The 20,821-nt window shown below is 59.0% G+C and carries 17 protein-coding genes; 5 read left to right on the forward strand and 12 right to left on the reverse strand.

What is annotated here, in order from left to right; translation table 11 throughout:
- Positions 1–42 precede the first annotated feature (42 nt).
- Complete coding sequence (locus JK202_RS00870) at positions 43–2,727, forward strand: TonB-dependent receptor (RefSeq protein WP_211557145.1); 2,685 nt, start codon at positions 43–45, stop codon at positions 2,725–2,727.
- Positions 2,728–3,106: 379 nt separating this feature from the next.
- The gene (hpnR, locus tag JK202_RS00875) at positions 3,107–4,660 is read left to right on the forward strand and encodes a hopanoid C-3 methylase HpnR (protein WP_211557146.1); all 1,554 of its coding nucleotides are present in this window, start codon (positions 3,107–3,109) and stop codon (positions 4,658–4,660) included.
- A 3-nt stretch (positions 4,661–4,663) separates the two neighbouring features.
- On the opposite strand, the gene tmpT is transcribed toward hpnR, so the two are convergent.
- Positions 4,664–5,326, reverse strand: coding sequence for a thiopurine S-methyltransferase (gene tmpT / locus JK202_RS00880; protein ID WP_211557434.1), 663 nt, complete (start codon positions 5,324–5,326; stop codon positions 4,664–4,666).
- 98 nt (positions 5,327–5,424) lie between these two features.
- Here tmpT and JK202_RS00885 point away from each other — a divergent pair, with 98 nt between their 5' ends.
- A complete protein-coding gene (locus tag JK202_RS00885; protein WP_211557147.1) occupies positions 5,425–6,747 on the forward strand; it encodes an ATP-dependent RecD-like DNA helicase in 1,323 nt (440 codons plus the stop codon).
- Here JK202_RS00885 and JK202_RS00890 read toward each other — a convergent pair.
- A complete protein-coding gene (locus tag JK202_RS00890; RefSeq protein WP_211557148.1) occupies positions 6,719–7,639 on the reverse strand; it encodes a bile acid:sodium symporter family protein in 921 nt (306 codons plus the stop codon). The two genes, JK202_RS00885 and JK202_RS00890, sit on opposite strands and share 29 nt — an antisense overlap.
- Before the next feature lie 263 nt (positions 7,640–7,902).
- On the opposite strand from JK202_RS00890, the gene JK202_RS00895 reads away from it, so the two are divergent.
- Positions 7,903–9,111 (forward strand): diguanylate cyclase, encoded by a 1,209-nt coding sequence (locus tag JK202_RS00895; RefSeq protein ID WP_211557150.1) that lies wholly within the window; start codon positions 7,903–7,905, stop codon positions 9,109–9,111.
- 309 nt (positions 9,112–9,420) lie between these two features.
- Here the strand turns inward: JK202_RS00895 and JK202_RS00900 are convergent, their stop codons facing one another.
- Genes JK202_RS00900 through JK202_RS00910 form a run of 3 tightly spaced genes read right to left on the reverse strand, consistent with a single transcriptional unit; the run spans position 9,421 to position 13,384 of the window.
- Positions 9,421–10,887, reverse strand: coding sequence for a PepSY domain-containing protein (locus tag JK202_RS00900; RefSeq protein WP_211557152.1), 1,467 nt, complete (start codon positions 10,885–10,887; stop codon positions 9,421–9,423).
- On the reverse strand, positions 10,887–11,204 hold the full coding sequence (locus JK202_RS00905) for a hypothetical protein (RefSeq protein ID WP_249199492.1): 318 nt from the start codon (positions 11,202–11,204) through the stop codon (positions 10,887–10,889). Before JK202_RS00905 ends, JK202_RS00900 begins: the two co-directional genes overlap by 1 nt.
- Positions 11,204–13,384 carry a TonB-dependent siderophore receptor gene (locus JK202_RS00910; RefSeq protein ID WP_349291806.1) on the reverse strand — a complete coding sequence of 727 codons (2,181 nt, stop codon included), beginning with the start codon at positions 13,382–13,384 and terminating at the stop codon, positions 11,204–11,206. The genes JK202_RS00905 and JK202_RS00910 overlap by 1 nt, the downstream gene beginning before the upstream one ends.
- 613 nt (positions 13,385–13,997) lie before the next feature.
- Between JK202_RS00910 and JK202_RS00915 the strand changes: the two genes are divergently transcribed.
- Complete coding sequence (locus JK202_RS00915; protein WP_211557153.1) at positions 13,998–15,179, forward strand: MFS transporter; 1,182 nt, start codon at positions 13,998–14,000, stop codon at positions 15,177–15,179.
- Positions 15,180–15,192: 13 nt separating this feature from the next.
- Here JK202_RS00915 and JK202_RS00920 read toward each other — a convergent pair whose 3' ends face one another.
- From JK202_RS00920 to JK202_RS00950, 7 genes are all read right to left on the reverse strand, one after another.
- Positions 15,193–15,669, reverse strand: a complete 477-nt coding sequence (locus JK202_RS00920; RefSeq protein WP_249199493.1) for a hypothetical protein — start codon at positions 15,667–15,669, stop codon at positions 15,193–15,195.
- Between the two features lie 134 nt (positions 15,670–15,803).
- Positions 15,804–16,772: an arsenic resistance protein gene (locus tag JK202_RS00925; protein WP_211557155.1), complete on the reverse strand. Its 969-nt coding sequence runs from the start codon at positions 16,770–16,772 to the stop codon at positions 15,804–15,806.
- Positions 16,773–16,891: 119 nt separating this feature from the next.
- Positions 16,892–17,662, reverse strand: coding sequence for an SDR family NAD(P)-dependent oxidoreductase (locus tag JK202_RS00930; RefSeq protein WP_211557157.1), 771 nt, complete (start codon positions 17,660–17,662; stop codon positions 16,892–16,894).
- Positions 17,663–17,672: 10 nt separating this feature from the next.
- Entirely contained in the window at positions 17,673–18,452 is a 780-nt protein-coding gene (locus tag JK202_RS00935) for an amino acid ABC transporter ATP-binding protein (RefSeq protein ID WP_408872124.1), read from the reverse strand.
- On the reverse strand, positions 18,442–19,413 hold the full coding sequence (locus JK202_RS00940; RefSeq protein ID WP_211557158.1) for an NAD(P)-dependent oxidoreductase: 972 nt from the start codon (positions 19,411–19,413) through the stop codon (positions 18,442–18,444). The genes JK202_RS00935 and JK202_RS00940 overlap by 11 nt, the downstream gene beginning before the upstream one ends.
- Complete coding sequence (locus JK202_RS00945) at positions 19,410–20,090, reverse strand: amino acid ABC transporter permease (protein WP_211557160.1); 681 nt, start codon at positions 20,088–20,090, stop codon at positions 19,410–19,412. Before JK202_RS00945 ends, JK202_RS00940 begins: the two co-directional genes overlap by 4 nt.
- 12 nt (positions 20,091–20,102) lie before the next feature.
- Complete coding sequence (locus JK202_RS00950; RefSeq protein ID WP_211557162.1) at positions 20,103–20,768, reverse strand: amino acid ABC transporter permease; 666 nt, start codon at positions 20,766–20,768, stop codon at positions 20,103–20,105.
- Positions 20,769–20,821: the final 53 nt, after the last annotated feature.

Below are 20,821 nucleotides of genomic sequence, written 5' to 3' on the forward strand. Positions count from 1 at the left end.
TGTCGAGACCGCATTCAGGCCCGACGACAGGAAACGAGCCCCATGACCCCGTCCACCCGTTACCCCCGCCGCACCGCTCTGCTTCTGTCGGCAGGCGCGACCATTCTGACGCAGACGCTGTCCAGCGCCTTCGCTGCCCCGGCTTCGACCGTACATATCGCCCCCCAGCCCATGGGGCAGGCCCTCGTGACGCTCGGGCAGCAGACCGGCCGCAACATCATCTTCACGTCCGAGGCCGTGGCCCATCTTCGCGCACCAGCCGTGGATGGCACGCTGTCGGCGGACGATGCGGTCAAACGCCTTCTGCGCGGGAGCGGACTGAGGGCCGAGGCCATGCCCGATGGCGGCGTCATCATTCGCAAGGACACCTCCGCGCGCCCAAAGCCGCAGCGCCTGCGTGAGACGCAGGCGCATGAGATCGAGCAGATCGTCGCAACCGGCCACCGCACCCGTTCGGTCATGAGCGTCAGCGGTGACGAAATGCAGACGCTCATGCCGGGCCAGAGCCCGATGCAGGCGCTGGATCTGCTGCCGGGCGTGACATTCACCAACGTCGACCCTTGGGGCAATAACGAGCAGAACTCCAGCATCTATGTCCACGGCTTCAACCAGAACCAGCTCGGCTACACGATGGACGGCGTGCCCCTCGGGGCCGGGGCTTATGGCAATTATAACGGTCTGTCTCCGCAGCGCGCGGCCATCAGTGAAGACATCGGGTCAACGTCCCTGTCCTCGGGTGCGGGTGCGCTGGGCACAGCCTCGACCAGCAATCTGGGCGGGACGATCGAGTTCACCATGCGTGACCCGAAGCAGAAGGCCGGTGCCACGATCAACCAGACCTTCGGCAGCTATTCCACGTTCCGCACCTTCGCACGCGTCGATACGGGCAATTTCGGCAATGGCAATTCAGCCTATATGGCGTTCTCCCGTCAGGACGCCCGTCCCTGGAACCTTGGCAACGCCAACCGGCAGGGCGGTTATCAGGTGAACGGGAAGTTCGTCCACAAGGGCGAAAACACCACCATCACTGCCTATTTCGACTGGCAGAACAAGGCCGAGCCAAACACGCAGGGCCTGACGGCGCCCACCGATCTGTATGCGCGCGGTGCGTTCTTCCCGGATCTGAACGCCGCCATGGCGGGATACCCGGCTGAAAGCTCGACCAAAGCCGGACCGGCAACGCCGAACAACAAATATTACTTCTCCGCCGCCCAGCGGACCGACTACCTGACCTATCTGAAGATTTCCCACCGGTTCTCCCCGAACCTGAACTGGGACAACCAGCTTTACTTCCATTACGACGACGGCGCAGGCGTGGTGGCGACATCCATCCGCACGAACGCGATCCTGACGATCCTTGGAAGCTATCTCGACCCGACCGGCACGAAATACATCAAGAACGGCCAGTTCACCTACAGTGTCGCGGGGATCGACCCGAAGGTCTGGAACGCGACCGGGGGCACGGGCTTTGCCGTCCGCACCACGGAATACAGCGATTATCGCGGTGGCCTGACCAGCACGCTGCATTACCGCCTCGGCCATCACAACATCGAACTGGGCGGCTGGTATGAGCGCAACAACAACGAACAGGGCCGCTACTGGTATCCGCTCACCAAGAACGACACGCTGACGCCCTATACGCGCCCGACCAACCCGCTGTTCACGCAGTGGAACAACGCGTTCTACACCAACACTTTTGTCACGCATCTTCAGGACAGCTGGAAAGTCACGCCACGTCTGACGCTGACGGCAGGGTTCAAGTCCGAACTGGTCTATACGAACGGCACCCTGCCGGTCGCCGCCCTGCCGCAGTCGCTGGCCTCGTCGGTGAAGGGTGCGAAGACGATCGTCGATACCAGCACCCAGACCATCGCAGGCGGCACGATCCCGTCCTACAATCCGTTCCTGCCGGCTTTCGGCGCGCTGTGGAACTTCACCCAGCACGAACAGCTTTTTGCGAATATCCAGGAAAACATGGATTCCTTCGCCTCCACCGGATATGGCTCCACCTCTCCCTGGGCCGTGTCCAATCAGGCGGATTTCGAGAAGTTCAAGCGCAGCGGCAAACCTGAGTCCTCATGGACCTATGAAACCGGCATCCGCACCAGCCATCCGATCAATACGCGCATCCTGACCGGGATCAGCGGGCAGCTCGAATATTATCACGTCGATTTCTACAACCGTCTCGGCACCATTTCCCCGCCGGGTCAGGGCATTTCGGGCGTCGGCAATACGGTGGCAAACCTCGGCAGCGTCTCGACAAATGGCATGGACATGTCCTTTACGCTGCGCTTCGGGCCGCATTTCTCGATCTATGATGCCGTGTCCTATGTCAGCAGTATCTACGGCAACGACTTCATGGATGGCGCAACGCTTTATGCCACCAAGGGCAAGAAGGTCCCCGCCATTCCGGCCTGGTCCGACAAATTCGCCGTCAACTACAATCAGGGCGGCTTCAATGCCCAGTTCAGCGGCAGTTATATGGGCGTGCGTCCGGGCACGATCACCAACAGCGTCATGGTGCCACCCCGCGTGCAGCTTGCCTTCAGCTCCAGCTACACGTTCCGCCAGATACCGCACATGAACAGCCTCAAGCTCCAGTTCAACGCCAGCAACCTGACGAATGCGCGGTCGTGGTCTTCGATTTCCGCAGGCGATGCCAACACCTATACCGGCTATCCGACAGCCCCACGCATGTTCTTCGGAACGGTTTCCGCCGCATTCTGAACCAGGTCTTCCGTCCTCGTCTGAGCATGAGCCTCTCTCCGGACAGCATCCTGCTGCTCCGGGGAGAGGCTTTTTTTACGCCAGCCCGCCGGCTGCCAAGAGTCCCGCCGTTCCCTCCTGTCCAACATGACCGCTCACACAGTCGTGAAGGCAAAAATTTTCCCACGCTGCCCCGAACACACGGTCGATCCCACGAACGCGGGTTTACCGGGGACTGTGAACGGAACCTTCTTTCGACGACGCGGACATTCTCCGCCCCAGATCAGCGCAACACGACGCCATCACGGAAGTGTGTCGTTTGATTGCTGAAAACCGAGCGCCTATGTCTCGATGTGTCGAAGTTGTGACGCGACACGCCACAAGAGAATGGGATGACTTCATGAAACTTCTGGCCGTTCACCCAAGTGCCCTGATGTACACGCGCGTGTTTTTGCGGCTCGAACCACTTGGGCTTGAAATTGTGGCAGGTGCTGCACGCAATGAAGGACATGACGTTCAGATCATCGATCTCCAGGTCGAGACCCATGAGGACTATTGGAAACGTCTTGCAGACTTCCAGCCCGATATCGTTTGTTTTTCAGGAAGCTATCTCGCCAACATCCCCGAAATCCTGGACCTGTGCAAGGAAACGAAGCTGCGGATGCCGGGGAAATTCATTTTCGTCGGCGGACATTCGGTCTCGTTCATCGCACCCGACGTCCTGCAACTGTCAGAAGGCGCCATCGACTGCATTCTCAAGGGCGAAGGCGATGCGACGGTCGGGCTGCTGCTGGATGCGATCGAGAAGAAAACCGATCTGCTGAAAGTCCCGGGCGCCATCACGGCCGAAGGTGAAGGCCCTCCCCCCATTTTCGTCAAAAGCCTCGACACCGTCCGTCCGGCACGCGATCTGCTCCATCACCGCAACAAGTATTTCATTGGCACGCTGGATCCGGCGGCTTCAATCGAGTTCGCCCGTGGCTGTCCCTGGGACTGCACATTCTGTAGCGCCTGGACGTTCTATGGCCGCTCCTACCGGACCGTCAGCCCGCAGGTGATTGCCGACGAGCTTGAAGCGCTTAAGGAACCGGGGATCTTTATTGTTGATGATGTCGCCTTTGTTCATGAAGAACATGGCATGGCCATCGCCAATGAAATCAAGAAGCGCGGCATTAAGAAGGAATACTACCTTGAGACCCGCGCGGACGTGCTGCTGCGCAACAAGGAAGTCTTCAAGGTCTGGAGCGAAATCGGGCTGACCTATATCTTCATCGGGCTTGAGGCCGTGGATGAGGAAGGGCTCAAACAGTTCCGCAAGCGCGTCTCTCTGGATGCCAATTTCGAAGCGCTGGACTATGCCCGCTCACTCGGCTTGACGGTTGCGATCAACATTATCGCCGATCCGTCCTGGACGCGTGAGCGTTTCGAGGCCGTGCGTCAGTGGTGCCTCGAAATCCCGGATATCGTGAATATTTCCGTCACGACGCCCTATCCCGGCACCGAAATCTGGCACCGCGAGGCCCGGCGCCTGACGACCCGCGATTATCGCCTGTTCGACATCCAGCACGCCGTCCTGCCGACCACCCTGCCCTTGCCCGAATTCTACAAGGAACTGGTCAAGACGCAGCAGGTGCTCAACACCAAACACATGGGCTGGGAAGCGTTGAAGGGTACCGTCGGGATTGCGACACGTCTTCTGATGCACGGGCAGACGAATTTCGTGAAAATGCTGTGGAAGTTCAATTCGGTGTTCGATCCGAAGCTCCAGCTCTCCGACCACATGCGCAAGCCGCGCTACGAAATGCCGCTCCAGCCGGACGTTGTGGACAAGATCGATCGCAAGGCGCTCTACGTCCATGGTCCCGGTGGGCGCCGGACACGCGCACTTGACGATGCGACGGAAGGCTTTGTGGACGAGACCCGCATGGGCGCGGAAGCCGCAGCAGCCGAGTGAAAGTCAGGACGAAAGTGACAGCGGGCTGAGACGCCAGACGTTTTCGGAGGCCGGGCATCGCCCTTTCAGTCCGCCTTCGACCGTCCGGCTTTCCAGAAGCGTAAAGGCGTAAACGTCGCCGTAACACTCGCGCAGGAAAGCCTCGCTGACGGAGAAAGGCGGCCCCTTCAGGCAAGACTGGTCGTAGTCGAGCGTCACGAGGAGCTCAGGAACCGGGCCGGTCAGCGACAGGAGATGGGCGGCATAGGCCCGGCGCAGCTCTTCGGGCAGGGCAATCAGCGCGGCGCGGTCATAAATGCCGTCCGTCGGGCCGAGCATATCCGGCATAAGATCGAAAATATTACCCGCAAAAATACGGATTTCCCCGGCAGAAAAACAGCGTAATGGCCCTGCTTCCACAATGACAGGCGTGATGCCAAGACCGCTGAAAAACCCGCGCACCGCGATATCGCTGAGCTCACATCCGGTCACGCGATAGCCCTGCCCCGCAAGCCAGACCATGTCCTGACTCATACCACACAAAGGCACGAAAATCTGCGCGCCAGCCTGAAGATCCAGCGCCGAAAGGTGACGGGTCAGGAGCGGATTGGCCTGCGCTTCATGAAAGCCCGTCTCACCGCGTTCCCATTTTTCCTGCCAGAAAACGGCGTTCGATCCTACGTCCATAAGTCTGGCGATCCTCCCTGTCATGCCGGGCCGATCCTGTGCCCGGTTTCCCCGATGAGGCAATGGCATGAGCCGGGAAAATGTGAGAAAAGCCGCTCATGGTCATGCTCACACCCTCCCAGCGGCAGGCGCTTGATGAAATCATTGCCGCACATGCCGCAGGACGGCCGACGCATCTTCTGACGGGGTATGCGGGAAGCGGCAAGACGACGCTGATGCAGGCCGTTGCCCGGCATTTCATGGCCGAAAAGAAGGTAGTCGTCATCACGGCGCCTACCCACAAGGCCACCGCCGTCCTGCGTTCAAAAGTCGATCGGGACGTCGATTGCCGGACAATCCAAAGCCTGCTGAGCCTTCAGCCGTCCTCACAGGGCACGACCACAACCCTCGTGCGCTCCAAGCGGCCGCAGACGATCGCCGATGGGGTCGTGATCGTCGATGAATGTTCGATGCTGTCCGCGGAACTGATGAACTGGATCCGCGACCTGCTGCGCTACTGCTTCGTGCTGTTCGTGGGCGATCCGGCCCAGCTTCCACCCGTGGGAGAGGCTGCGTCCCCGTCCTTTTCCGTGCCGTCACGCTCCCATCTCGAAACCGTCGTGCGGCAGGCGGCGGGTAATCCGATCCTCGAAGCCGCAACCATCATCCGGCACAGTCAGGGCAGTGAAGCCAACTGGAGCTGGGTCCGCGATGCGCGTCAGGACCAGATGGGCCTGTTCCTGCCCAAGGATGTGGAAAGCTGGGTCCGAAAGGCCTTCCTGTCCGATGCTTTTGCCGAAGACAACGACTGGTGCCGCTATCTGTGCTGGACGAATGCGCGGGTGCATCAGATCAACCGGATGGTTCGGCTCTGGCGCTATGGCGGTGAGACGCCCACGCCATTCATGCCCGGCGAGCGTGTGGTGTCCCGCGCGCCCTTCTCCGTCCAGCAGGAAGAAAGCGGCCCGCGTCAGGCCATCGCCACGAACGAGGAAGTCCTCGTCATGGACATCAAGCCCGGTCGGCTGTCGTACAAGTTCGAGCTCTGCAAGGACGTCCCGGCCTGGGTCGCGGATATCGCGTCATGGGAAGTGACGCTGCTGACCATGGCGGGCGAGGAAATCACCGGCCACATCGTGCAGAACCCCAAGGATCTGGAGGCCGTGGACCGGCGTCTGGTGCAGGAAGCGAAACAGCAGCACCGGCGTTGGAGCCACCGTTTCGCGTTTCACAACGCGCTGCTCCAGCTTCAGGCGATCTATGCCATGACGGTCCATACGGCACAGGGCAGCACGTTCAGAAACGTGTTCGTGGATCTCGGCGATATTGGGCGCCGCGCCCGGCAGAACCCGCTGGAGACGCAGCAGCTTTGCTACGTGGCGGTGACGCGCGCGACCGACATGGTATTTCTTGTCAACACTGCGGGTCTTTCCGCACGATAGGACGCGACGCCCACAGCGACGCCAGAATGGACCCCGAGACGTTGTGCCAGATGGAGAAAACTGCTCCCGGCAGCGCCGCCAGTGGCGAGAAATAAAGCCGCCCCAGCGTCGCGGCGAGGCCCGAGTTCTGCATCCCGACTTCCAGCGCCAGCGTGCGACAGACCGTCTCGTCAAATCCGAGCAGCCGCCCGCCCCAGTAGCCGCCTAGAAGTCCGATCCCGTTATGCAGGATGACCGCCAGCAGCATGATCGGGCCAGCCTCTTTCAAAGACGGCCCCACCCCCGCGACGATGGCCCCGATGATGAGCAGGATTGAGACCATGGCCACAAGCGGCAAGGCTGGCTCGACCTGGCGGACAGCGCGGTGGCACAGGGTATTCAAAATCACCCCCGCCAGAACAGGAAGTGCCACCATCGTCAGGATGCTGCGAAACAGCGCCCAGCTATCCACGGCAACGCCCGCCGAGACATAGAACCGCACCAGAAGCGGCGTCGCAACGATCCCGACAAGGGTCGAAAACGCGCTTATGCTCACGGACAGCGCAACATCCCCGCGCGACAGATAGATCATGACATTCGAGGCCGTCCCGCTCGACACGCAGCCCACCAGCACCATGCCCGTCGCCAGCGCAGGCGGCATCGACAGCAGATGCGCAATCCCCCAGGCCGCCAGCGGCATGACGAGATAGTGCAGCCCCACCCCCGCCAGAACGGGCGCGGGACGACGCAGGATGCGGCCAAAATCGGCAGGCGTCAGGGAAACGCCCATCGTGAACATGACAAAGGCCAGAAGCGGCGTAATGGCTGGCACCAGAGTCAGGAACGGTCCCGGCAGAAGGAGAGCGAGGCCGGACACCACGATGGCCCAGATCGGGAAAAGACGCGTCATCATGAAATCGGAACCATTACGGAAAAGTGTTCTTCAGGGGACATGCGGCACATCTGATGAAAATGATAAAGTCGCCCTTATGCCGGGCGCCAGCCACGCCGTCATCCCTTCAGCTAAAAAGCACAGCAAGGAAACAGCCTGAAAAATGCCATTAACCCGGAGGTAAGGTCGGACTGCCTTTATTGCGTTTCCAGGGATTCGAAGACCGTCTGCCTGCCTTTACGGGAGTGGCCTGCACAGCCTGTTTGATAGATTATGCTTCATCAATGAGTCCTGATCCTCCTACCCTGCTTGGATGCAGCGCAGTTATTTTCCTGCTTCTGGGTGTTCATTTCATCCTGTCTGAACTCTCCAGCAGGCAATGGTCGCGTATGGCCTGGTATGCGGCACCTTTTCTTCTGGGATCAGTCTCCGGCCTGTTTTTCACGGTTCCTGCCACGCTGCCTGGCCTGTGGGGACTACGGCTTGGTGCTCTTTTCATGCTCCTTGCGTACGGGACAGCCTGGCAGGCCATGCGGGTCATGCTGGGCTGTCAGTCGCAGCCTCTGATCGTGCTGCTGACCTGCAGCGCGTCTTTCATGCTTTCGATACTGGCCGGTCCGACAGGTCTGGTTCACGTGGTCAGCACGGCCTTTCGTCTGGCCGCCATTGCCAGCTTCCACATTTTCGCGGCCTGCGGCCTGCGACACAACCTTTCGATCAGGACCCCCGCAAGACGCACCCTGCTGAAGCTGCTCAACGTCTATGCGGGATTCCATCTCCTGCTTGTCCCGTTTGTTCTGTGGATACCGGCCCCTCTCGGAGCCGCGCCAACCACCATCTGGGCCGTGACAACCTATAATTTTCTGGCAATCATAGAGGTGGCACTTTTTGCGCTGGCCATGATCGCCATCCCCTGGGAGCAACTGGCATTCCGGCAGCAGGAACTGATCCTGCAGGATCCCCTCTCAGGCGGCAGCAACCGCCGGGCCTTTCAGTCGTGGCTGGAAAATAACGGAAAGATCTGCACGCGTGAAGCACTGCTGATGGTCGATATCGACCATTTCAAGTCCATCAATGATGCTCATGGTCATGCAGTCGGAGATCAGATCATCACCGCCATGGGCCGCGTCTGTACAGACATCCTCTATCCGCCGACAGTTCTGTTCCGCATTGGTGGAGACGAATTTGTCGTGGTGTTCCAGTGTGCCAGCCCCGAGGAGATGCTTGCTACCGCACAACGTCTCAGAAAGGCTTTCCGGACCGAAACACGCATAATCGGAGGTGCAGCAGTGGCGGCAACGCTCAGTATAGGCGCCGCGTTATGCCCCGGCACGGGGATTGCCAGAACAGAGCTTCTGGCCCGCGCAGACAGTGCCCTCTATGCCGCAAAACAGACAGGGCGGGATCGTGTGGTACATTTCCCGTGGGAAGACGAGGAGATGTCTCCCGCCCCTGCCAATGACCCGACAGCCATTGCCGAGACAGGCCTCTGACGCGCACGGAGGCTCACGGCGTCTTTCTGCCCGTAGCAACACGGTGTTCCCTGTATCGCGCGAGCGCTGTCCATCCAAGCGCGACCACAAGGGCAGCCACTGAAAACGTTCCAGACCAGACCAGAATGGCTGTAGACGCCCGATCTGCAAAGCACAGGATGAGAGCCAGAACGGGCAATATAAAACGCAGTCTATCCGCTCCTCGTGGAAAAGATGGCCTCTGCAAATGCGCGAAACGTAACATCTTGGGTTCCTGGAGCGCCTGGAGGAAAAGGCTCAGGCTCCACAGCAGGACGCAGATAAAGATGGTCACAGCCGCCGCGCCACCTGAAACGAGATGAGCGCCAGAACGAGTGCCACCATATCCGTGGCGGCAAAAACCGTCGGCACATGAAAAAGCGTGATTCCGGGCCGGGTTGCAACATCCAGCGGTGTCAGTAACAGGCCCAGTACAGCCAGACAGCACAGCTGGATTTTCCATCCCTGAAATGGCCGGTACAGAATGCTCCAGCCCAGCCCTGCGAGCGCGCTGAGCGCCCAGACAGCAAAAAAGACATGTCCTTCCGCAAAGGGCCGGTCAGGCAGCCCGACTGGCAGGATACGATTGGCCCAGAAAAAGCCCAGTGTGGCGATCGGAAATCCTGCGATACTGCCGATGGCCAGTCCTTCGGCAATCCGGAACACCAGCCTGTGACCTGACTGGCGGCGACGTTTCATCAGGAAGATGACCGATCCGCTCGCAAACATGACGGCCCCCATCGCCCCCGACAGAAAATACAGCCAGCGCATGCCAGGTCCGGTCCAGCGGGCATAATGCAGGCCATCAAGCAGTTGCTGCGTATGGGTGATCGGGCTGGGGAGCAGGACGTGGCGTAGGACATGGCTGTCTATGGGACTGAAATCGACATGTTCACGCGTCAGCAGCGGGCCGGATGCATCAGTCCGGGACACGAGAATACTCTGAGGCAGAAACAGGATGAAGCCGACCTGACCTGCACCAAGAGTCTGTTCGGCTTCCGACAGGATGGGGGCCAGAGGCGGCAATGGAGCGACAGGTCTGGCAGTCGGCTTTTCGGGCACTTCAGGCCCGGACGGCACAGAGGTCCGGAAAGTGTTCTCAATGGACGTCGTGTAGGATACGGGCGGAAAGAGCGTCCGTGCACGGATGAATGTGCCACTATAGGCCATCAGGATAATGAAAGGCAGGAACGGCACGCTCGCCACCACATGCACATCTAGCCAGGCGCGCAGTCTGGCGGCAAAGGGGCGCAGAAGCGTCAGATCGGAGACCAGCCCTTTCAGGTGGATGATGATGCCGGAGCCGATCGTAACCAGAAGTGCAAGCCCGGCGAGCGCAATAATGGTTTCGCCGTAGATCCCGCTCCGCATCGTATAATGGAGATTATAAAAGAAGGTTCCCCCTGCCGTAGCGCGGGCTGTAAGGCGGTCTCCGGTCTGTGGATTGTATGGGACGGTAAGAAACTCGTACCCATCATGATGCTGGAGACGCAGGTAAGGGTCCCGCACAGAGGGGAGAGTTATGAACGGCTTTTCGCCCTGCGCGATCAGATCCTGTACGGCTGGGAGCACATGATCCAGTGATCGGGGGGAAAATTGACCGGTCTGCGGGGGGACTTCCGGCTGGAGCCAGCGCGTCAGTTCGGTGTCGAACATGGCCAGGCAGCCGGTTGCGAAAACGCAGAACAGCACGAGGCCCGCGGCAAAGCCGACCCATGCGTGAAGCCATCCCATCCGGGTCCGGAGCGTATCCTGCATCAGAAACGCAACGTGACGGCCAGAATGGCGACCAGACAGACAGCCCCTGCGATGATGCTGCCCCGTAACGGGCTACGCGTCCCAAAAGCGACCAGAAGCAGGACAGGAAACGCAGCAATAGCAATCATCTGCCCGAAGATCGTCGCATCATGCCGCGCACCCGGTCCCCATTTCGGCGACCCCAGTGTGATGAAATGCGCTGCTGTCCAGGCGAGTGCCAAACCGAGCAGGGCGCGCCAGAGCCATCGCCGGGCTGGCGAGGGCGCACGTGACGCAGAGCGACGGGACGGTGTTTCTGTCGGGACTTCAGGAAGCATCAGAAATTCGAGCGCAGGGTAAACATGAAGTTCCGGGGCTCACCATAGTAGTTGTAGTAATAGAAATTGCCGAGCCGCTGATAATAGCGCGTGTTCGAGATATTGTTGAGGTTCATTGTCAGCGCCAGATAGCGGTTCCACTGGTACCCCACCTGCGCAGATGCCGTGATGTAGCCGGGCTGCGTCACAAGGCGATTGCTTCCGAACGTGCTGCTCTGCGCGTTAATGCCCCCGCCGATGCTCCAGATGTTCTTCTGCGCGCCCTTGTAGGGTTCGAAGCGATAATGCGTCCAGAGCTTCCACAGATGACGCGGCGAGTTCGCGGCATAGGCCAGACCCGCACTGGTGGGCGTGCCGTTATCGACGATGCGGTTGTCGTTATAGGTATAGCTGGCATTGATATCCCAACCTGGCAGGGGACGGCCGATCACTTCGACTTCCGCGCCCTGGCTGCGGGTCTTGCCGGCAGCGACGTAGCAGGTATCAGCATGGCTCGGACCACAGGTGGGGTCCAGATCGCTGTTGGCGATGGCATCGTTGCGCTGGATGATCCTGTAGCCCGCCATCGTGAAGCTCAGCATCTGGTTGAACAGCGCGCCTTTCATGCCGCCTTCAAGCTGACCGCCGCGCACGGGCTGAAGCTGGTGTCCATCGACGCCATAGGCCGATTGCGGGCTGAACGTGTCGGTATAGCTGGCGTAAAGCGTGATATGCGGCAGAACGTGATAGACTAGCGCGGCATAAGGCGTGAGGATACCCTGCTGGTTGATGGAGGTTTCGGTGACCGCGCCCGGCACCAGATCACGCGATTTCTGCACATAGCCGCTGATACGCCCGCCCAGCGTCAGGAAAATGCTCGGCATGAGCTGGAAGCGCCCCTGCCCGTACACGCCCCACTGCTCGGTTGGCTCCCAGCTACGGCTCTTGATGGATGGGAGAATGGCATTTGAAATCGCGCCGTAATCGCTGATCGGCAGACCGGCCAGAGCCGCATTCGTGCGCGAATTGACGCTCGCGCCGCCCCCTTCATAAACATAACGATTGTAGTTCGCGCCAATCATGAGCGTGTGCGTCCGGTTCAAAAGATGGAGCGGGCCAGTTAGGTAACCGTCCACCCCATCATTGGTCTCGCTGTAAATGGAGCGTGCGGCAACGTAGTTCGCGGTCTGGGCGGCGGCCGTGTAGGCGTTGATATAGCTGTATTGCAGGTTGGTATCAGCCGTTCTGTGCCGTCCGGTGACGCGCCCGACCCAGCCCATGCCGAAGCGCCGTTCGAGCTGTCCCATGACTTCGGTGGTGGGCACCTGGCTCTTGTTCCAGTCCGACCCGATGAACGTATTACGCGGCAGATTGAGGTCCGCTCCCGTCCCGGCCAGACGTGGCACACCCATATAGCGCGTCGTGTCATTGGACTGCGAGGTGACGGAGACGGTCAGGGTTGTCCGGCGATCGATATGGATGCCCGTAACGCCATAGATCGTCCAGCGCCGGTCATAGGCGTTCTTATAAAAGGAATCCCGATCGGTGCCGGACATCACGAGGCGGGCGGAGACGATCTTCGAGTTCCCGATCGGACCGCCGAGATCGACCGTGGCGTGGTAATTGTTCCACGACCCGGCGCTGAAGGAGGCATTGCCCTGAAAGGTTTCGGTCGGGCGTTTGTGCACGAAATTGACACTGCCGCCCGGCGCGCTCGAACCCTGTAACACACCGTCGGGGCCGCGCAGAACCTCGATCCGGTCATAGATCGAAAGGTCGAACTGCTGCCCAAGCTGGAGACCGCCCGTTGCGGGGGACCCATCATACTGGGCCGCAAGCTGGAAGCCACGGGACGTAAACCCTGCCGTTCCATCACCGTAAAGATTGACGTTGACGCCCGCGACCTGCTTGAGCGCGTTATCGACCGTGAAAAGGTTCTGGTCCTTCATCTGCTGCGTGCTCAGGACGGAAATCGACTGGGGGACATCTTCCGGCCGCAGCAGCATGCGCGTCGTGGAAACCGCGCTCACGGTATAGGTCCCACTTCCGTCCGTAGATGCTGTCGGGCGATGTCCGTGCACCAGAAGCTGCTCGACACTTCCCGGCAGACTGTCGTCCGGTCGGCTTGCAGAAGACGCAGGTTTTTTCTTCGCAGACGCCTTACCCTGCTCGTATTTCGCAGCCGTAAGATCAGGCGGCACGCTCTGGGCCACTGCCTCCTCCCACCCACCGGACAGCAGCGCGATGGCGTACAGGGTTTTTCTGAACCCTGTTCCCGGGCGAGAACACGAAGCCGGATTAGTCCCTGTCTGCATCATACGCGCTTTCGAGTGGTCGTTTGTCAGTTACATCCCGTAACAGGAGTGAAGTGAACTTATATGAGAATCATTCTCACTAACAGGGCGAATGTGGTGATTTGGTTCCTGGCAATACTTTATATGAAAACAGCCATTCCTCTTTAACGCTCAGGAAATCCGGCTGTCGGCCACATGTCTGAAGCCGGGCGCTCCTTAGCCGGAAACGCCGCATTCTCCTCCCTTCGATCACGTCCCTCATCTCAAGAGGATTGGGCCTTCAGAACGGCACCCTGAAGCAGTCCTGATGAAGCCTCGCGAATCCGTGATTTCCTGCCGACGAACCGAAAACGATAATATCCATAAGTCGCTGAAAAAACGGGCTTTCGCGGAACATTCAGCCCTTCCCAAAACGATCATGACATGGACTTGAATTTTTTGGTTTCCGTCATGCGCTCAAAGTGTCAAAAGCCCTCGCGTTCGGGACGCTCAGGTCGCCGTTCCAGTCAGGAAGTCCGCCGTGTTCAAAACACTTTCCGGTCCGGCGATCGCAGGTCTCTGCGCCCTGTTTGCATCGACCTTCATTGCGGTGACAACCGAGGTCGCGCCGGTTGGCCTGCTGATCGATATGGCCAAATCCTTCGACATCACCGAGGGTCATGCCGGGCTGGCCGTCAGTGCTTACGCACTGCTTGTCGCGTTCGGGGCCGTGCCGATCACGATCGCCACGAGCCGCATGGACCGCAAGATGCTCATGCTGCTTTGCCTTGCAGGATATGTCGTCTCCAACCTGATTTCCGCCATGGCACCCAGCTTTGTCATCGTCTGCGCCGGACGCGCGCTCGGGGGCCTTTCGCATGCGCTGCTGATGTCCATTGCCGCCGCCTATGCTGCCCATCTGGTACCTGAGCGCATGACGGGTCGGGCGATTTCCTTTGTCTTTGGCGGTACGTCGCTGGGGTCGGTTCTGGGCGTTCCGGGCGCGGCTGCGATCAGCCATTTCGCGAGCTGGCGCGTGGCGCTTTATGTCATTGCGGGGCTTGCCGCACTTCTGACGATCTTCATCGCACTCTATCTGCCGCCTGTTCGCGGTGCTGATACCAAGGCTCTGAAGGTTCCGACCATCCGCTCACCGCAGGCGGCACGTATTTTTGGCGTTGTAATCTGCGTGAACGCCGTATTCTTCTTCGCGCATAACCTGCTGTACACTTATGTCTCCCCGCTGCTGCTCGTCCACGGCCTTCCAGAGCATTTGCTCAGCATTGCCCTGCTCGTCACGGGCGCGGTCAGTATTCTTGGCCTGTGGGGAGCGGGACAGGTTGTGGACCGCTGGCCAGCAGCCGGCCTGTTTGGCGGTGGCATTGCCATGCTCGTTGGCATGATGCTGGTTTACGGGCACCTGATTTCCGCATGGCCGAGCGTCGGGGCCGTTGGGCTATGGTGCATGGGTTATGCCGCCATCATTCCCTTCGTCATGTCCGGCGCCATTCGGGCGCGTGCGACCAGTGCGGATGTGGCGGGGGCCGCCATCAACAGCAGCAGCAATTTCGGCATCCTTTTGGGCTCGGCGATCGGGGGGCATCTTCTGAGCACGCTGGGCTTTGCAGTTCTATGCCCGGCCTCAGTCGTGATCGCCCTGGGCGGGATCCTGCTTGCGGCGTTCAATCCCGCCGCTTTCCCCCGCAGACTTCAGCACGACTGAGGCCCCGACACACCTAGCCGATCATGTCCTTTTCCTTCTTTTCGCGCTCCGCCCCGATACTGAGCTTCTGATAGATCCCAAGCGCAATAACCATCCCTGTCGCCACGACCAGCAGGGCGGCGGGATACAGAATGTCGCTCGGGTCCTTGCCGCTGCGCTCGAACACGCCCACCAGCCCTTCGATGAAGACCGCGATGATGACGGTCGTCATGAACTTGGTCAGGCTGACACGGGCCTCGGCAATGGACTGCTTGCCCTTGGGCCGCAGGACTTCTTCCTCGATGAAGTATTTCGCCACGTCGAAGACGGCGATCGAGATCACGACATAGCTGATGGCCTGAAGGATTTCCTCACGCCCCTCCGTCAGGGACGCTACGAAGGCTGTAACGAGACCAATGCCACCGGAGAGAATCAGGAAGCTGGCCAGCAGAATCAAAAGTGCACTGGCGCCCGCAAAAGCCCAGCGGGACAGGGAATGAATATTCGGCATGATGTGTCGCTCTGCATCTCGGGAAAAACTGCAGACGGATCCGGACATTTTCAGCGACAGGGACCATCTGCAGGACAGATACATATTATCCGACCTCACGGCGTGAAGGCGAGCATGATCTTTACGCCACACGATTACAAACGACTGCTTCCCAGCCGGGGCATGACCTGAATGAAGAGCAGTTCCGCAACCAGCTCTACGAGAGTCTGTGTGACGATGACCGCCGGGAGCAGAGGCGCTCCTCCCGGTATGGCCAGCGCAAGCGGCAGCACGACGAGCGAATTGCGCGTCGCCCCACTGAAAGCAATGGCCCGACCAGCCGGCGCCTCCAGCCTGAACAACCGCGAGATGCCCCAGCCCAGTCCGGGCGCAAGCAGGGCAAAGGCTCCATAGACAGGCACAACATTCAGCACGGCTGACGTCGCCTGCCCCAGATGCGGGACCATGGACGCGATGACGATGAACAGGACGATCGCCGTAACCGGCACTGGAAACAGGCCAAGTGCCGTGGCCACATGCTGTCCTGACGAACGTCTCCGCGCCCAGAGCTGGACAAGCCATGCGAGCCCCAGCGGAACGGCAATCAGCCACAAAAAGGCATGCAGGAACGGTCCTTCCTGAACCATTTGCGACATCCCATCCCCCAGAAAAAGGGCAAGCCAGACCGGAAGCGCCACCATCTGCACGACCAGAAGAGCGGGTGTGGATGCCAGAAGGAGTGTGGCATCCCCGCGCCCCATCTGGGTGAACGTCACCACCCAGTCGATGCACGGACAAAGCAGGACCATCAGAAGACCCAGCCGGATCATCCCGTCAGCCGGCGCAAACGGGATCAGCAGTGCGACCAGCGCAGGAACAGCCACGAAGTTCGTCACCAGAAGGGCCATGAGGAACCGGGCGTTGCGAAAGGCCTGTCCCAGTTCCGCAAGTGGGATCTGGAGAAAGGTCACGAACAGCATCACGCCCAGTGCGGGGTTGATGACGATCTCCCAGGATGCCGTCCCTGTTACCAGCATGGCCGTTACCACACCCAGAAAAACGGCAAGAAAATATAGCGCGACCTGATACCGCTCCAGCACGTCGCGCGTCGTGCTGACAGTCATGCCTCTAACCCGTTAGAGCTGGAAACAGGCGGAAAGCACATCAAAGTTCTCTGGGTCTGCATCTTAACGTTGATGCAGGATGTGCGGAGGAGCGGTCAACCCAACGGTCTGTTTAGTGATTATTGGGCCATCCAGCCGCCGTCCACCATCAGATTGTGCCCGGCGATATAAGTTGCCTCGTCACTTGCAAGGAACAGGGCCGCATGAGCGACATCCTTTGGCGTTCCCAATCGGGGCATGGCGGTCCGCTGGCGTGAATATTCCAGTTTCGCGGGATCAATAGCCGAGCCCGTTTTACCGGTCAGGATCTTGCCTGGTGCCACGGCATTGCAGACAATGAAATCCTTCGCATAGTCCGTCGCAACCTGTTTGGTCATATAGACAAGCCCCGCCTTGCTGACGCCATAGGCAAAATCGTCCGGCGCCCCAATCATGCCGTGTTGGGACGTTATGTTGACAATGCGCCCGCGGGTCTCGTTCACGATGTCCTGCCTCAGCATCTGCCGCACGGCCTCCCGCAGGCATAGATAGGCGCCTGTCAGATTGACGTTCATCACCCGGTCCCAGTCCGCCATTTCCGTCTCTGCCAGAGGCAGACCACCCCGGACCATGGCGTTATTGATCAGGATATCGACACGCCCGAAGGTCTCGACGGTTTGTCGAAACAGCGCTTTGACCTCATCCTCGCTGGAAATATCGGTTTTGATGAACACAGCCCGCGATGTGATCTGGCCAAGCGCCTGAATAACTGGTTCGCCACCCTCCACGACATCCTCGGTGATGTCCGCCGCGACGACGGCCGCACCCTCACGCGCGAAAAGAAGTGCAATGGCCCTTCCGATCCCGGAGGACGCACCTGTAACGATTACTGTCTTGTCTAACAGACGCATGACGTAGTCCTCAGTGTCGGATGATCTGTTGAAGAAAAGCGCGGGTACGGTCATGCTGTGGATGCAGAAAGAACGCGTCAGGCGCATTGCGCTCGACGATCTGTCCGGCATCCATGAAGATGACTTCATCCGCGACGCTGCGGGCAAATCCCATTTCATGCGTTACGCAGACCATCGTCATGCCCTCGTCCGCCAGTTCGACCATGACATCCAGAACTTCCTTGATCATTTCCGGATCGAGTGCAGAAGTTGGTTCGTCAAACAGCATGACTTTGGGCTGCATGCACAGTGCTCTCGCAATCGCAACGCGCTGCTGCTGACCGCCTGAAATCGCGGATGGAAGCTTATCGGCATGCTGAGAGATTTTTACGCGTTCCAGATAATGCCGGGCAAGCGCCTCGGCCTCGGCTTTTGATTTTCCACGAACCTTCATGGGCGCAATCATGAGGTTCTGCAGAATGGTCAGATGCGGGAAAAGGTTGAAATGCTGGAATACCATGCCGACCTCACGGCGGATCAGGTCCAGATTCCGGGATTTCCCGTTGATTGGCACCCCTTCCACCAGCAGTTCACCACTATCAAACGTCTCCAGACCGTTCATACAGCGGATCAGGGTGGATTTACCTGACCCCGACGGGCCGCAGATGACCACCCGGCTTCCCTGATCGATCGTAAGGTTGATATTTCGCAGGGCATGATAGCTGCCGTAATGCTTTTCCAGAGACCGGACGTCAATTGCGACCGAAACGTTCGGGACGGGCGGCATAGCGGACGACCTTTCAGAAGTCATTGGGATAGTGCTCCAGCCATGTAAGATAATCGTTCAGCGTGTCGGTGAAGGACGGGATGAAGTCCGTATCCTGACGAAGGCGCGCGATGGAAAGCGGTGCTCTGTCCTGCTTCATGGGAAAATGGATGTTGGCGTCTTCACTCGGACCAGCCAACGAAATGCCGGGTGCGTGCAGGGCTTCCGCCATTGTAGTTCCCCATGTTGCCACAGCGCTGACATGACCATTGCCGACATTGTAAATTGCATGGCGCAAGCGGGTACTCAGCGCGATGGCCGCAAGCGCCGCCCCGGCGTCACGACTGTAAAGCCAGTCTCCCCACATCTCCCTCCCCAGAACGGCTTTTTTGCCAGTCTTCAGGATGCTCAGAACCTGTGCCTGCGGGCTGAGAAGCGGGCGGACCCCGGTATCATGCTCCCACGGCCCGTAGACCGGTCCAATCCGCGCGAGGCGAACATCCATCCCATAAATATCCCCCAGACGGAGAGCCATTTTTTCCGCTGCCAGTTTGGTAATACCGTAAAGCGACTGCGGCGCCAGAAGATGGGTCTCTTTTATGGGGCCTTCCGCCGGCTCAACGGGGCCATAGATTGCCACGCTGCTGGCGATCACGACGCGCCGGACATTATGTGCGTTCTGGAGGACGCAGAGCAGGTTTGCGACCCCGGAAACATTGATCTCGGTAATGCGGGCCGGACACGCCTTTTCGGTAGCAAGATCCGGTGTCATGGCAGCAAGATGGACGACGATTTCAGGCGCGCAGGCTTCTACTGCGGCACCCACATCGGAAGCCGAGCAGACATTGCCCTCAATAAACTTCACGTCCTGAAACGGAGCCCGACTGCCGAACCGGGGCGCAACAGGTGTCGTTGCAAAAAGCACGGGAACATGACCCAGCTTCAGCAATGCTTCCGCGAGTGCCAGCCCAACAAATCCCGTGCCACCTGTTATGAGGATCTTCACGTTCTGGAACGCCCCGAAAGCTCTCTCTGCTCCAGACGCGAAACCCAGTGGGAAAAGGGCCACAACAGAACAAAGAAAATGACCGCAACTGCTGTTAGTGGTGTCGGGTTATAAGTCTGCTCCTGTGCGATCTGGGCAGATCGGAGAAGTTCAGGGATTGCAACAAGCCCCGCAATCGATGTTGTCTTTACAAGTTCGAGAGAATTACTAGCCAGCGGCGCAATCACCTTACGCAGAACCTGCGGCAGAATCAGGTAGATCATGGCTTTGGCGCGATGAAAGCCAAGAGACTGAGCCGCCTCCATCTGCCCTTTGGGAATGGAGTCCAGCCCAGCGCGAAAAATCTCGCTGAAATATCCGGTGTTGTTAAGAACAATCGCCGCCACCACGGCTGCGAAGCTGCCCAGCGTGATCCCCAAAAAGGGGAGACTGTAATAGATCAGGATCAGCATCATGAGCACAGGAAAAGCCCGCATCAGATCGATCAGCACCAAAAGGACCCGACGCAATATCCGACCTGAGAAGCTGTAAAGAAGTGCCAGCGCAAGACCACACAGTAACGACAAGGGCAACGCTGCTGCCGAAAGCAGCAGAGTGAACTTCAACCCCTGCCAGAGCAGAGCCTGAACGGTCATCAGGGACGGAATATTGAAGAAATTATCCAGAAACAGATGCATTTTCAGGCCATCCTAATGCGAGAAATGCCGTTCGAGATAACGACTGAACATGACAAGCGGGATAAAGAACAAAAGATAGAACCCTGCTGCAAGCGTAAGCGGTGACGAATTGGCCTTTATGGACATAACGCTCTGCGCGCTCCCGAGTGTTTCCTGCAACGATACTGCGATGCCAAACGCAGTTCCCTTTGTGATTGCAATCGTACGGTTCGTAACCAGAGGAAGAGCAAGGCGAATGGCCTGCGGAAGAATGAAAAGAAAAAGGGCCTGCGGGCGTCGGAAGCCCAGTGCAGACGCAGCTTCCCACTGCCCCGCAGACACAGCTGCAATGGCAGCCCAAAAAATTTCTGCCGAAAAGGCCGCCAGAACTGCTGACAGCGCAATGACTGTAGACAGAAATGCCGAAAAGCGGATGCCAGCATAAGGCAGTCCGAAGTATATGAAGATTAACACTACAAGCTGAGGGAGCGTCCGGAAAATTTCGACGTAAAACCGGATCGCTGCACCCAGAAGCCGATTGCGCAGACACCGCAGCAAAGCCAGCCCCAAACCGCCACTGACACCCATCGCAATAATGAGCACCGCTGCCCGCACGGTTACCCAGAACCCTGCCAGTACATCCGGAAAGGCCGCCTTCAGGACCTGCAGATTGAAATAGTTTTCAAAAATCTGGTGCATGGACCATCCAGGAAAAGAATATTCCGAAAATGACAGAGAAAGTCATGAAGCCC

This window comes from Gluconobacter sp. Dm-62 (assembly GCF_018256155.1).
GTDB lineage: Bacteria > Pseudomonadota > Alphaproteobacteria > Acetobacterales > Acetobacteraceae > Gluconobacter.